Here is a 12,650-nt window from a genome sequence, read left to right as displayed (position 1 = left end):
TGCCCGCAACTCTGGCAGACCGCCAGCCAATAGGGCCGCAACTGTTCCGGCAGAAAAACCCTGTGTAATCCGTCGGCTTCGCGTGCGACAGTAGGTCGGGCACAACGTGGGCAATCGACGTCGAATTTCACACCCCAGCGCGCCACAAAAGGACAATAAGGTATCGAGGGGGCCAACATGAAGCGCTGGCCATTCGCGGGCCGCAGGCACGAACTCGACGACCTCGTCCGACTCGCCCGCGACCCGACCGCCCAGGGCGTCATCATCGCGGGGCCGGCGGGGGTCGGGAAGTCGCGCCTGGCCGGCGAGGTGCTGACGCACTTCCACGCGGCCAAGGTGACGCTGCTGCGGATCAGGGCGACCAAGGCGGCCAGCTCGATCCCGAACGGCGCGCTCGCCGACCTCATCCCGCGCCAGCACCCTCCGCACCTGGTCAACACGCTGCGCTGGGCCGCCGACGAGCTGCTCGCCCACGCCAGGGGCAGGGTGCTCGTGCTGTCGGTCGACGACGCGCACCTGCTCGACAGCCACTCGGCCGAAGTGATCGCCTCGCTGGTCAGGGGCAGGCAGGCACGGCTGGTGGCCACGCTCCGCACGGGCGAGCCCGCTCCGGATCCGGTGACGCTGCTGTGGCGGGACGGTCACGTGCGGCGCTACGACACCGACCCGCTCAGCGACGACGACGTCACCGCCGTCCTGACCGCCGCGCTCGGCGGCCAGCCCGACGACGCCACCGTCCGCAGGCTGGGCGAGGTGACCGAGGGCAACGCGCTGTTCCTCTACGAGGTGGTGGGCGCGGCCATCGCCTCGGGCGCGCTCTCCGAGATCCACGGGATGTGGAAGCTGACCGGCGACCCGCCGCTCGCGCCGCGCCTGGTCGACCTGATCCACGAGCGGATCGGCGCGCTGTCGCCCGAGCTGAAGGACGTACTGGAGTACACGGCGCTGGCCGAGCCGATCGGCGCCCGCATGCTCAGCGCGCTCACCAGCGAGCGGGCGCTGCTGGAGGCGGAGGAGCGCGGCCTGATCAGGGTGCGCGTCGACCGGCGGAGGGAGATCGCCCGCCTCGGCCACCCCCTCTACGGCGAGGTCGCCCGCGAACGCTGCCCCGAGCTGCGCCGCCGCCGCAGGCACGCCGACCTGGTCGCCGCGCTCGAGGCGACGGGCCTGCACCGCAGGGAGGACCCGCTGCGGGTGACGGTGTGGCGGCTGGCGGGCGGGCTCGGCGCCGCGCCCAGGCCGCTGCTGGACGCCTCCCGCCTGGCCTGGTCGGCGCACGACTACCCGCTGGCCATCAGGCTCGGCGAGGCGGCCCTCGACGGAGGCGGCGGCACCCCGGCGGCGATCCAGCTGGCCACGCTCCTCGACTACGCCCAGCAGCCCGACAGGGCCAGGGCCGTGCTCGACGCCACGCGCGAGCCCGACGACGAGCCGTCCAGGGCTCGCCTCGTGCTGGCCAGGGCCAGCAACCTGGCCTGGGGCATGGACCGGCTCGGCGACGCCCTCGACCTGCTCGCCGCCACCGAGAAGGACCTGATGGGGACGGCGCGCCGCCGCCAGGTGGCCGTCCAGCGCCTCGGGCTGACCGCGTCGGCCGCCCGCACCGGCGACGCGCTGCGGCTCAGCACGGAGCTGCTCGCCCAGGACCTCGGGCCCGCCCAGCGAGCCCAGGTGCTCAACTCGCGCGCCCTCGCCCTCTGCTACGCCGGACGCACCACGGAGGCCGCGGCACTGGTCCGCGAGGCGCTCGAGGAGTCGGCGGCCTGGCGCGACGAGATCCCCGCCCTCGTCTCCCCGCTGCACTCCACCTGGTCCATGTGCGGGTACTTCTCCGGCGACCTGGCCATGATGGACCAGTCCATCGCCTCCATGCGCGCCACCCTCGCGGGCCAGCGCGGCTGGTCACGCGGCGAGGGCAGCCTCGCGCTCGCCCGCGGCAACGCCGCCACCCTGCGCGGACAGCTCGGCGCGGCGCTGCTGATCCTGCACGCGCCCGCCAACCACGAGACGGCGCTGACCGTGGGCGGCTGCATGGCCGCCTACGCCGCCGCCCAGGCGCTGCGCGGCGAGTCCGCCGCCGCCCGCGACACCCTCCAGGCGGCCGTGGACCGCAACCGCGCCACGTGGACCGCGTTCATGCGCTGGGTGGCGCTCACCCGCGTGTGGATCGCCGCCGCGGCGGGCGAGAGCGGGCGGGCGGTCGAGCTGGCGCTGGCGGCCGCCGCCGACTGCCGGGAGAGCGGGCTCGCCGCGTTCGAGGCGGTCGCCCTCCACGACGCGGTACGGCTCGGCGCGCCCTCCTCGGTCGTCCACCGGCTGGCCGAGCTGGCCGAGGTGCACGAGGGACCGCGCGTGAAGCTGGCCGCCAGGCACGCCGCGGCGCTGGCGGAGGGGGACGCGGAGGGGCTGCTGGCGGTCGCGGAGGGCTTCGACTCGCTGGGGTTGCGCCTGCACGCGGCGGAGGCGGCGGCACAGGCGGCCGCGCGGCTGCGGCGCTCCCGCGGCGAGAAGGCGGCTCGCGCGGCGGCCACGGAGGCGTGGTCGCTGGCTGGAGCGTGCCAGGGGCCGGACACACCCGCGTTACGGGGGCTGGCGGCGCCCGATCTGACGGACAGGGAACTGCAGGTGGCCCAGCTGACGGCGGCCGGGCTCACGCACCGGCAGATCGCCCTGGAGCTGGGGATCGCGATGCGCACGGCCATGAACCACAGGAACCAGGCGTATTGGAAGCTGGGCGTGAACTCCCCCGCCGAACTGGCGAAGGCCCTGAACCGCTTCCGCTGACCCGCCCGCGCCTTCCACGGCCCGGGATTCGAGGGCCGGGACTCCGGCTGCCGTCCCCGGGCTCGGGACTCGACGAGGGCCGGACACTCCCGGCTGACATCCACCAGACGCCGAACCCGGGGCCCTGGACGCGAGGGCCGCACGCCCGCCTGCCGTCCACCAGACACCCCGGCCCGGAAGTGGGATCTGGAGGAGACGCCCGGCTGACATCCACCGGAGTCCCCAGGCCAGGGTCGGGGTTCAGGGGTTTGGGGTTCCCGGGGATGAGGGCTCGTGTCCGGAAGGCCCCGGTCAAGAGGGGGCGGGTCAAGAGGGGGCGGGGTTGGGGTGGCCGTGGATGCCGCGGCGGGCCTCGGGGTTGGCGGGGTCGTGGGTGAGGACGGCGCGGTACTCGGTGAGCGCCTCATCGGAGCGTCCCTGGGCGACGAGCAGGTCGCCGAGCCGCAGGCGGGCGCCGACGTGCAGCGGGTCGAGGGCGGTGACGCTGCGCAGCATGCCCTCCGCGCGGGCGGACAGCTGCATCCGCAGGTAGCACACGCCCAGGTCGAAGCGGCTCGGCAGGTGGTCGGGCGCCTCCAGGAGGCACGCTTCGAGCAGTATGCGCGCCTCCTCCAGCCGCCCGGCGTCCATCGCTTCAGCCGCCCGTGCGTATCGTTCCGGGCTGCCCGCTCGCTCCGAGCTGTCCGCTCGGTCCGGGCTGTCCGCTCGGTCCGGGCCGTCCACTGACTCCGCGCTGTCCGCTCGTTCCGGGCTGTCCACGCCCTCGATGATCCGTCGGGGGCGGCCGGTACGCCTGAGTAGCGCGCTACTCAAGTCGGAATGACACAGGCGACGTGACGGCGGCCCGCCGGAGTCCTGCTGGAGTGGCGTGATGGACGGGCGGTCACCGGTGACCGCGGTGGGCTTCACCGGGCTTGCCGTACCGGAGAAGACGGCACCCAGCTTGCCGTACCGGAGAGAACGGCACCCAGCTTGCCGTATCGGAGAAAGCGGCCGCGGAGAGCCAGCGGGGGTCGGGGGCGAGCATGTGGCTCGCCCCCGGGTCAGCTGCGGTGGGACTCGTAGCGCATCGTGCGGGAGACGCCGATGCGGACGGTCGTGCCCGGAGCGATGGTGACGGGCTCGTTCGGCGGGATGTCGTAGAAGTTGGGGTCGCCGGGCGGCTGGATCTGGGTGCCGTTGACCGAGCCGAGGTCGACCAGGTTGACGTCCCAGCCGTCGAGCGCGACCCGCAGGTGGCGGCGGGAGACGGAGCCGTCGGGGCTGGTGACCTTGGCGGGCCTGGCGGTGCCGCCGGCGACCTCGGGCGCCCGCTCGGGGTCGCGGCCGAGCAGGTAGTCGCTGTCGAGCGGCAGCGAGGTGCCGTCGTCGAGCAGCAGCACGCCGAGCGGCGGCCGCGGCCCCTTGTACGGCACCAGCGTCCGCTGCACCAGCTCGATCCCGCAGATCACGCAGTACGGCGAGCGCGGGTCGTTGAAGTGGTCGTTCTTGCAGTCGACGCCGAACACCATCGGCCTGCCGTCGGCCGATTCCTGCTCGCCCTGCTGCTCCTGCGGCGGGCCGTAGGGGGGCTGGTCGAGGGGTTCGGGCGCGGGGCCGCCGTGGGGCGCGTCCTCGTAGGGCATCGGGCCTGGCCCTGGCGGAGGGCCCTGCTGGATGGGCGGGCCGAGCGGCGGCATCGGGCCGGAGGGCGGCCCCTGCATGGGCGGGCCCTGCTGCGGGGGCTCGGGCATGGGGTGCGGTTCCTGCATGGGAGGCTGGCCGTAGGGGGCCTGCGGTCCCGAGGGGGCGCCCATCGGGTAGGGGGCCATGGGCTGCGACGGCTGGGAGGGCGGCTGGACCTGTGGCGGTTCTTCGTGCTGCGGCGGCTCCTGCCTGGGCGGCGGGGGCAGCAGGTCGGGCTCGAAGTGCAGGCCCGTCGCGGGAAGCTCGCTGGTCTCCAGCGGCTTGACCTTCGGCTTGGCCGGGGCGTCGCCGGTCTGGCCGACCTCGCCGCGCAGGCCGGCGCCGAGCACGACGCCGCCGTCCAGGCGGACCGCGGGATGGGCCTCGCCCGCGCCCGGCAGCAACAGCTCCACCCGCTGCACCGGCCCGGGAATCAGCCGGTCGGTCCAGGTGAGGGAGTCACGCCCGGACAGCCTGCTCTCGCCGTCGTCGGTGACGACCACGGCGGAGGCGGCCCCGCTGACCAGTACGGCCATGCCGCCGCCTGCGGGCCCGGCGACCGCGCACGTCACCGGGTCGCCCGACATGGTCCTGAACAACACCTGTGCGGCACGGCGGGCCAGCGCGAGACCGTCGGCCCCCGACTCCGCGCTCTCACGGAGTGCCTCGAGCAGCTCGCCGCTCGCTCCCTCCGCCGCGTCACAGACCAGCAGCAACCCGCCCATGTGGGCGACCAGCCCGCTGCCCGGCAATGGGCGCACCACCCCGAAGCCCTGCTCTGCCACAGAACTCTCCCTCCACGGAAATCGCCGGTCGACCGCCAGCCATACGCATACCCAGACGAGGAGGAACAGTATCGGCCCGAGCTGCTCGCCTCGAATCCGTGGTACGTGATCAGTTTGTCAGAACACTAGTCCTACCTGGCCGTTTAGACGAGTGGTCACACCCCGCTGAACACCTTGTTGACGTCGGCGGTGGCCAGGACGCCGAAGACTTCGCCTCCGCGTTCGACCAGGAGGTACTCGCCCGCGGGGGCGTCGCGCATGGCGTCGATCAGCGACTCGCCCGTCAGGTCGGCGGGCAGCACCATGGAGGGTTCGATGGTGCGTGACAGGGATCCGACGTTCACCCATGGCCTGCGATGTTCGGGCGTGGCCTGGATGGCCGCCTCGTTGACGATGGCCAGCGGCTTGCCGTCGTGGTCGACGACCACCATGGCGCCCGCGGAGGCCTCGGCCGTCTTGCGCAGGGCCTCCGACAGCGGGGTCTCGGCGGTGACGGGGATGGCGCGGCGGGCGAGGGCGCGCGCGTTGACCTGCGGGAGTTTGGCGCGGACCCTGGCCACGCGCAGTGACTGGGTGGCGCCGAACCAGATGAAGCTGGCCAGCAGCACCGACCAGATGACGTAGGTGTCGAGCAGCGACTGGCCGCTCATGAGCGACATGGCGAACGCGGCGGCGACGATGGCGACGGCCAGCGCCCTGCCGACCCACGCGGCGGCGAGGGTGCCCGAGATGGGGTTGCGGGTCGCCTTCCACACGCCGGCGCGCAGCATCCTGCCGCCGTCGAGCGGCAGCCCCGGCAGCAGGTTGAAGACGCCGACGATGAGGTTGGCCACCCACAGCTGCCAGGCCAGCGCGCCAGGCACGCCGCCCTGCGGGATGACGAACTCGTAGAAGAGGTAGCCGCCGCCGGCCAGGCCGAGCGACAGCAGCGGCCCGGCGAAGGCGACCATGAACTCGCGGCCTGGCGTCTGGGGCTCCTTCTCGATCTCCGAGACGCCGCCGAGGAGGTAGAGGGTGATGCGGCGCACCGGCAGGCCGTACATCCTGGCCACGACGCAGTGGGCCAGTTCGTGCAGCAGCACCGACACGTACAGCAGCACGGCGAAGACGAAGGCCACGGCGTAGGCGAGCGGCTCGCTGACGCCCGGCATCATCCTCAGCATGACGCGGCCGAAGCTCCAGGTGATGAACGCCGCGACGATGAACCAGGTCCATGAGACGTAGACCGGGATACCGAAGGGCCTGCCCATCCGGATGCCGGAGAACTCCTGGCGGGGACTCTCGGCGCTCACCTATCACTCCTTCGTCCAATGACTGCCTTGATGCTACTCGGCGTGCCCATTCTGTCGGCGTCTTGACCTACAGTGCGGAACATGACGTTGACCGAACCCGTGATCATCGGGGCCCTCTCCCCTTCGCGGGCGGGTGACTTCATGACCTGCCCCCTGCTGTACCGCTTCAGGGTGATAGATCAGCTTCCCGAGAAGCCCTCGGCGGCGGCGGTGCGCGGCACGGTGGTCCACGCGGTGCTGGAGCGGCTGTACGACCTGCCCGCGCCGCGGCGTTCGGTGCAGGCCGCCGTGGAGCTGCTGGAGCCGCAGTGGACCAGGCTGCTCGGCGACGATCCGGCCTACGCGGAGATGTTCGCCGACGAGGCCGAGCAGCGCGAGTGGCTGGGCCAGGCGCGTTCGATGCTGGAGCGGTACTTCACGCTGGAGGATCCGACCCGGCTGGAGCCCGCCGAGCGGGAGCTGTACGTGGAGGCGGTGCTCGACAGCGGCCTGATGCTGAGGGGTTACATCGACAGGCTCGACGTGGCCCCCAGCGGCGAGGTCAGGGTGGTCGACTACAAGACGGGCAGCGCGCCCGGCCCCGACTTCGAGGCCAAGGCGCTGTTCCAGATGAAGTTCTACGCCTTGGTGCTGTGGCGGCTGCGAGGGGCGATTCCCCGGCTGCTGCAGTTGGTCTATCTGGGCGGCGGCGGCGAGGTGCTGCGTTACGCGCCCGACGAGGCCGACCTGCTCGCGACCGAGCGCAAGGTGCAGGCGCTGTGGGCGGCGATCGAGCGGGCGCTGGAGACCGGCGAGTGGCGGGCCCGGCCGTCGCGGCTGTGCGACTGGTGCGATCATCAGGCGTTGTGCCCCGAGTTCGGCGGCACTCCCCCGCCGCTGCCCGCCAGGCAGCCCGGTGACACGGTCAGGAGCAGCAGGCGGACGGCGACGGACGAGCTCTGAAGTCCTCCCAAAGGAGGAGGATTCCCGCTTTCACCTGGTCTTACATTGAAGCGGTGCGCACCGATCGAGCCCTGTTCCACGACTCGCTCCTCGCCGCGGCCCTGGCCGGGGCCTCGGTGGCGCTGTTCGTCGTGGGCCGTAACGGCGGTGCGGTCGAGGCGACGCTGCTCACTCTCACCTATACGCCCGTGGCGGTGCGCAGGCGCTGGCCGCTGGCGGCGCTGTGCGCGGCCCAGGTGCCGATCGTGGTGCTCGGCGTGCTCGACAGCGAGCCGGGGCTCGCCGGGCTGACGGGGCTGATCCTGCTCTACTCGGTGGCCGCGCACAGGGGGCTGGCGATCGCGCTGTCGGGGCTCGCCGTCGCGGCGGTCGGCTACGTCACCACGGTGTCGCTGTCGCCGTCGTCCCTGGCCTGGCCCGACCACGCCATGGCCACGCTCATCGGCATCGCGGTGTGGGGCATGGGCCGCAGCGTGCGGCTGCGGCGCGCCTACCTGGAGGAGCTGAAGGACCGCGCGGCCAGGCTGGAGCGGGCCAGGGAGGCCGACACCCGCGCCGCCAGGGCGGAGGAACGCTCGCGCATCGCCAGGGAGCTGCACGACGTGGTCGCCCACCACGTGAGCGTGATGACCGTGCAGGCGGCCGCGGCGAGGAAGGTGCTGACCGCCAACCCCGAGGTGGCCCGTGAGGCGCTGTCGGCGATCGAGGAGACCGGCAGGCTGGCGATGAACGAGATGCGCAACATCGTCGGCGTGCTGCGCACCGACGCCGTCTCAGGGCCGCCCGAGCGCGGCCCCCAGCCCGGGCTGCGCGACCTGCCCGCGCTGGTGGAGCAGATGCGCGAGGCGGGGTTGTCCACCGAGCTGGAGGTGGAGGGCGAGGGCGCCGTCCCCGCGGGCGTCGACCTGGCCGCCTACCGGCTGGTTCAGGAGGGGCTGACCAACAGCCTGCGCCACGCCGGCCCTGGCGCCCACGCCAGAGTCTCGGTACGGCAGGCCCCGCGCGAGCTGAGCCTTGTCGTGGAGGACGACGGCCTCGGTCCCGTCGCCCCGGCAGGCGACAGGACGGGGCATGGATTGGTAGGGATTCGCGAGAGGGTCGCCCTCTATGGTGGAATCCTCAGGATCGGTCCGCGCACGGGGGGCGGTTTCGAGGTGCGGGCGATTTTCCCGCTGAAGGACGGATGATGACGATCAGAGTGCTGCTGGTGGACGACCAGCCACTGCTGCGCACGGGGTTCCGACTGATCCTCGAGGCCGAGCCGGACATCGCGGTGGTCGGACAGGCCGGCGACGGCAAGGGCGCGCTCGACCAGGCGAGGGCTCTGCTGCCCGACGTGGTGCTGATGGACATCAGGATGCCTGGTGTCGACGGGATCGAGGCGACGCGCAGGATCGTGCGCGACGCGGCGGCCAACGCTCACGTGCCCAAGGTGCTGGTGCTGACCACGTTCGACCTGGACGAGTACATCGTGGAGGCGCTGCGGTCGGGGGCGTCGGGGTTCCTGTTGAAGGACGTGCCGCCCGACGAGCTGGTGCAGGCGATCAGGGTGGTGGCGGCGGGCGACGCGATCGTGGCGCCGAGCGTCACCAGGCGGCTGCTCGACAGGTTCGCCGCGAAGCTGCCTTCCGCCTACCAGCAGACGACTCCCGCGCGGCTCGACCGGTTGACGGAGCGGGAGCTTGAGGTGCTCAAGTTGATCGCCAAGGGCATGTCCAACGCGGAGATCGCCGCCAAGCTGGTGGTGAGCGAGACGACGGTCAAGACGCACGTGGGCAACGTGCTGACGAAGCTGGGGCTGCGCGACCGGGTCCAGGCGGTCGTCCTGGCCTACGAGACCGGCTTGATCACACCCGGCGCCCTGTCCTGAGACCTTCCGCGGCCCGTGCACGCAGGTGGGCGTGCCGGTTTCGCTGGGCCGACCGCGCCGCGCGACGGCGGCCGGCCACGTGCGCTGGAGGAGCGTCTCCCTGGAGGGACGCCCGCCCCGTGACCGGGGTGGGCGTGACCCGGCTTGCCGTACGGGATGAAAGATCCCGCCCCGTGAGCGTGGAGGGCGTGCGGGGCGGGAGATGGCCGTTGACCTGCGGGAGGCCGGTCAGGCCGTGGCAGTCTCCGGAGAGGGGACCGCGGGGGCGTTCTCGGGGAAGTGGCAGGCGACGCGGTGGCCGCTGGCCAGCTCCTCCAGGGGCGGTTCGACCTTCTTGCAGATCTCCTGCGCCTTCCAGCAGCGCGTGTGGAAGCGGCACGCCGGCGGCGGGTTGATCGGGCTGGGCACGTCGCCCTGCAGGCGGATCCGCTCGCGTTCGTGGCCCGCCTTGGGGTCGGGGACCGGCACAGCCGACAGCAGCGCGTTGGTGTAGGGGTGCATCGGCGAGGTGTACAGCGACTTGCGGTCGGCGATCTCGACGATCTTGCCGAGGTACATGACCGCGACCCTGTCGCTGATGTGCCGCACCACCGACAGGTCGTGCGCGATGACCACGTAGGTGAGGTCGAGCTCGTTCTGCAGGTCCTCGAGGAGGTTGACGACCTGCGCCTGGATGGAGACGTCCAGGGCGGAGACGGGCTCGTCGGCGATGATGAGCTTCGGCTTGAGCGCGAGCGTGCGGGCGATGCCGATGCGCTGGCGCTGCCCGCCGGAGAACTCGTGCGGGTAACGGTTGTAGTGCTCGGGGTTGAGGCCGACCAGCTCCAGGATGTCCTGGACCGCCTTCTTGGTGCCCTGCTCGGTCTTGATCCCCTGGATGCGGAACGGCGCGCCGACGATGGCGCCGACCGTGTGGCGGGGGTTGAGCGACGAGTAGGGGTCCTGGAAGATCATCTGCATGTCGCGGCGGAGCGGGCGCAGCCGTCCCTGCGGCATGTGGGTGATGTCCTGACCCTCGAACACGATCTTGCCGTCGGTGGGCTCGAGGAGCCTGGTCACCAGCCGTCCCGTGGTGGACTTGCCGCAGCCGGACTCGCCGACCAGGCCGAGGGTCTCGCCCTTGAGCACCTCGAAGTCGATCCCGTCGACCGCCTTGACCGCGCCGACCTGCCGCTTCAGCAGCCCCTTGGTGATGGGGAAGTGCATGCGCAGGTTCTGCACGGACAGCAGCGTCTCGCTCATGTGGTCTCCAGCATCGGCTTGATCTCGCTCTCCCACAGCTGCCTGCGCTCCTCAGGCGCCATGTGGCACCTGACGAGGTGGCCTGGGCTCGTCTTCAGCAGCTCGGGCACCTCGGTGTCCGAGCGTCCCTCGGTGCGGGCCGCGTGCGGGCAGCGCGGGTGGAAGGCGCAGCCAGGGGGGACGTTGATGAGGGAGGGGGGCGATCCCTTGATCGGCATGAGCCGCTCGGTGCGCTCCCTGTCCAGGCGCGGCATCGAGCCCAACAGGCCCCAGGTGTAGGGGTGTTCGGGGCGGTAGAACACGGTTTCGGTGCTGCCGTACTCGACGCACTTGCCGCCGTACATCACCAGGATGTCGTCCGACAGCTCGGCCACCACGCCGAGGTCGTGGGTGATGATGATCAGCGCGGAGTTGAACTCGCGCTGCAGGTCGCGCATCAGGTCGAGGATCTGCGCCTGCACGGTCACGTCGAGCGCGGTGGTGGGCTCGTCGGCGATGAGCAGCTCGGGGTCGCACGACAGCGCCATGGCGATCATGGCGCGCTGGCGCATGCCGCCGGAGAACTGGTGCGGGTAGTCGTCGACGCGGCTGGACGGCTCGGGGATGCCGACCCTGCCGAGCATGTCGATCGCGTGCTTGCGGGCGACCTTCTTGGTGACGTCGTTGTGGATCCGGTAGGCCTCGATGATCTGGTCGCCGACCGTGTAGTACGGATGCATGGCCGACAGCGGATCCTGGAAGATCATCGCCATCTTCTTGCCGCGCAGGCTTCGCACGTGGTCAGCGGAGGCGCCGACGAGCTCTTCGCCGTCGAGCCAGATCTCGCCCGACACCCGAGCCCTTCCGCCCTTGTGCAGACCGAGGATGCCAAGGCTGGTCACGCTCTTGCCCGAGCCGGACTCGCCGACGATGCCGAGGGTCTTGCCACGCTCGATCGCGAACGACAGCCCGTCGACGGACTTGACCAGACCGTCGTCGGTCGGGAAGTGGATGCGCAGGTCCTTGACGTCGAGGAACGCGGTCACGAAAGCCTCACTCTCGGGTCGACCACAGCGTAGAGGAGGTCCACGACCAGATTGGCCACCACGACGAACACGGCGGCCAGCAGCGTGACGCCCATGACCGCGGGCAGGTCGTTGTTCTTGATGGCGTCCACGGAGAACTTTCCGAGGCCGTTCAGCGAGAACGTCGTCTCGGTCAGTACGGCGCCGCCGAGCAGCAGGCCGAAGTCGAGACCGAACACGGTGACGATGGGCGTCAGCGCGGCACGAAGCCCGTGCTTGACCACGACCCTGCGCTCGACCAGGCCCTTGGCCCGAGCGGTGCGGATGTAGTCCTCGCCCATCGTCTCCAGCATGCCCGCTCTGGTGAGCCTGGCGTAGGTGGCGGCGAACAGCAGGGCCAGGGTGATCCATGGCAGCAGCAGGTTGTAGGCCCACTGCAGCGGATCGATGGTGACGTCCACCCACGCCCCGCCGGGGGCGGTCCAGCCCAGGCCGTAGCTGAAGACGGACAGGGAGATCATGCCGGTGAAGAAGATCGGCAGCGACACTCCGGCCAGGGCGATGCCCATGGCCGACCTGTCGAAGAAGCTGCCGCGCCGAAGCGCCGACAGCACGCCGGTCGCCACGCCGCCGATCAGCCACAGCACGGCGGCGCCGATGCCGAGCGACAGCGTCACACGCGAGCGGTCCATCAGGCTGGGCCAGACGGGCTGCTGGTTGATGAAGGAGTAGCCGAAGCAGGGCGCGGGGCAGTGCTCGATGCCCGCACCCGTGTCGTACTCCGTTCCCAGCACGATTCCCTTGAGGAAGCGCCCGTACTGCACCGCCACGGGATCGAAGAATCCGAGCCGCTCGGCGACCAGCCTGATGGTGTCCATGCTGGCCCCGCGACCGACGTACCGGGCGGCGAACGCCTCCGGTGTCGCTCCGGCCAGGCGCGGCACCAAGAAGAAGATCCCGAAGGTGACGATGCTCACGATGAGCAGCATCGCCACAGCGCCGATCACGCGCCTGATGATGTATGTGACCACAGTGCCCGGCTCCGGTCCCCGGCCGGTTGTGCCGG

Annotated in this window: 10 protein-coding genes; 4 read left to right on the top strand and 6 right to left on the bottom strand. The window is 71.6% G+C overall.

What is annotated here, in order from left to right:
* Window positions 1-177: 177 nt before the first annotated feature.
* Window positions 178-2,784, top strand: a complete 2,607-nt coding sequence (locus AB0B45_RS08995) for an AAA family ATPase (protein ID WP_358127631.1) — start codon at window positions 178-180, stop codon at window positions 2,782-2,784.
* A 306-nt stretch (window positions 2,785-3,090) separates the two neighbouring features.
* On the opposite strand, the gene AB0B45_RS08990 is transcribed toward AB0B45_RS08995, so the two are convergent.
* The 3 genes from AB0B45_RS08990 to AB0B45_RS08980 form a co-directional block, all read right to left on the bottom strand.
* Window positions 3,091-3,414, bottom strand: coding sequence for a tetratricopeptide repeat protein (locus AB0B45_RS08990; RefSeq protein ID WP_358127629.1), 324 nt, complete (start codon window positions 3,412-3,414; stop codon window positions 3,091-3,093).
* 413 nt (window positions 3,415-3,827) lie between these two features.
* Window positions 3,828-5,234, bottom strand: a complete 1,407-nt coding sequence (locus AB0B45_RS08985; protein WP_358127628.1) for an FHA domain-containing protein — start codon at window positions 5,232-5,234, stop codon at window positions 3,828-3,830.
* 155 nt (window positions 5,235-5,389) lie between these two features.
* Window positions 5,390-6,526, bottom strand: a complete 1,137-nt coding sequence (locus AB0B45_RS08980; RefSeq protein WP_358127626.1) for a site-2 protease family protein — start codon at window positions 6,524-6,526, stop codon at window positions 5,390-5,392.
* Window positions 6,527-6,607: 81 nt separating this feature from the next.
* Between AB0B45_RS08980 and AB0B45_RS08975 the strand changes: the two genes are divergently transcribed.
* The 3 genes from AB0B45_RS08975 to AB0B45_RS08965 are packed head-to-tail and all read left to right on the top strand — an operon-like array spanning window position 6,608 to window position 9,338.
* Complete coding sequence (locus tag AB0B45_RS08975; RefSeq protein WP_358127624.1) at window positions 6,608-7,468, top strand: RecB family exonuclease; 861 nt, start codon at window positions 6,608-6,610, stop codon at window positions 7,466-7,468.
* A 53-nt stretch (window positions 7,469-7,521) separates the two neighbouring features.
* On the top strand, window positions 7,522-8,655 hold the full coding sequence (locus AB0B45_RS08970) for a sensor histidine kinase (protein ID WP_358127622.1): 1,134 nt from the start codon (window positions 7,522-7,524) through the stop codon (window positions 8,653-8,655).
* Window positions 8,655-9,338 (top strand): response regulator transcription factor, encoded by a 684-nt coding sequence (locus AB0B45_RS08965; RefSeq protein WP_358127621.1) that lies wholly within the window; start codon window positions 8,655-8,657, stop codon window positions 9,336-9,338. The genes AB0B45_RS08970 and AB0B45_RS08965 overlap by 1 nt, the downstream gene beginning before the upstream one ends.
* 228 nt (window positions 9,339-9,566) lie before the next feature.
* Here AB0B45_RS08965 and AB0B45_RS08960 read toward each other — a convergent pair whose 3' ends face one another.
* The 3 genes from AB0B45_RS08960 to AB0B45_RS08950 are packed head-to-tail and all read right to left on the bottom strand — an operon-like array spanning window position 9,567 to window position 12,615.
* Window positions 9,567-10,580: a dipeptide ABC transporter ATP-binding protein gene (locus tag AB0B45_RS08960; protein WP_358127619.1), complete on the bottom strand. Its 1,014-nt coding sequence runs from the start codon at window positions 10,578-10,580 to the stop codon at window positions 9,567-9,569.
* A complete protein-coding gene (locus AB0B45_RS08955) occupies window positions 10,577-11,605 on the bottom strand; it encodes an ABC transporter ATP-binding protein (protein WP_358127618.1) in 1,029 nt (342 codons plus the stop codon). Before AB0B45_RS08955 ends, AB0B45_RS08960 begins: the two co-directional genes overlap by 4 nt.
* Window positions 11,602-12,615 carry an ABC transporter permease gene (locus AB0B45_RS08950; protein ID WP_358127616.1) on the bottom strand — a complete coding sequence of 338 codons (1,014 nt, stop codon included), beginning with the start codon at window positions 12,613-12,615 and terminating at the stop codon, window positions 11,602-11,604. The genes AB0B45_RS08955 and AB0B45_RS08950 overlap by 4 nt, the downstream gene beginning before the upstream one ends.
* Window positions 12,616-12,650 lie beyond the last annotated feature (35 nt).

The organism is Nonomuraea sp. NPDC049152, from assembly GCF_040648355.1.
GTDB lineage: Bacteria > Actinomycetota > Actinomycetes > Streptosporangiales > Streptosporangiaceae > Nonomuraea.
Note: the sequence above shows the minus strand (reverse complement) of the source record. Positions and strands in the feature narration are given on the sequence as shown.

Bases quoted from the DNA above. Each gene is read 5' to 3' on its own strand.
- AB0B45_RS08960 (WP_358127619.1), bottom strand. From the start codon at position 10,580: ATGAGCGAGACGCTGCTGTCCGTGCAGAACCTGCGCATGCACTTCCCC.
- AB0B45_RS08990 (WP_358127629.1), bottom strand. From the start codon at position 3,414: ATGGACGCCGGGCGGCTGGAGGAGGCGCGCATACTGCTCGAAGCGTGC.
- AB0B45_RS08965 (WP_358127621.1), top strand. From the start codon at position 8,655: ATGACGATCAGAGTGCTGCTGGTGGACGACCAGCCACTGCTGCGCACG.
- AB0B45_RS08995 (WP_358127631.1), top strand. From the start codon at position 178: ATGAAGCGCTGGCCATTCGCGGGCCGCAGGCACGAACTCGACGACCTC.
- AB0B45_RS08975 (WP_358127624.1), top strand. From the start codon at position 6,608: ATGACGTTGACCGAACCCGTGATCATCGGGGCCCTCTCCCCTTCGCGG.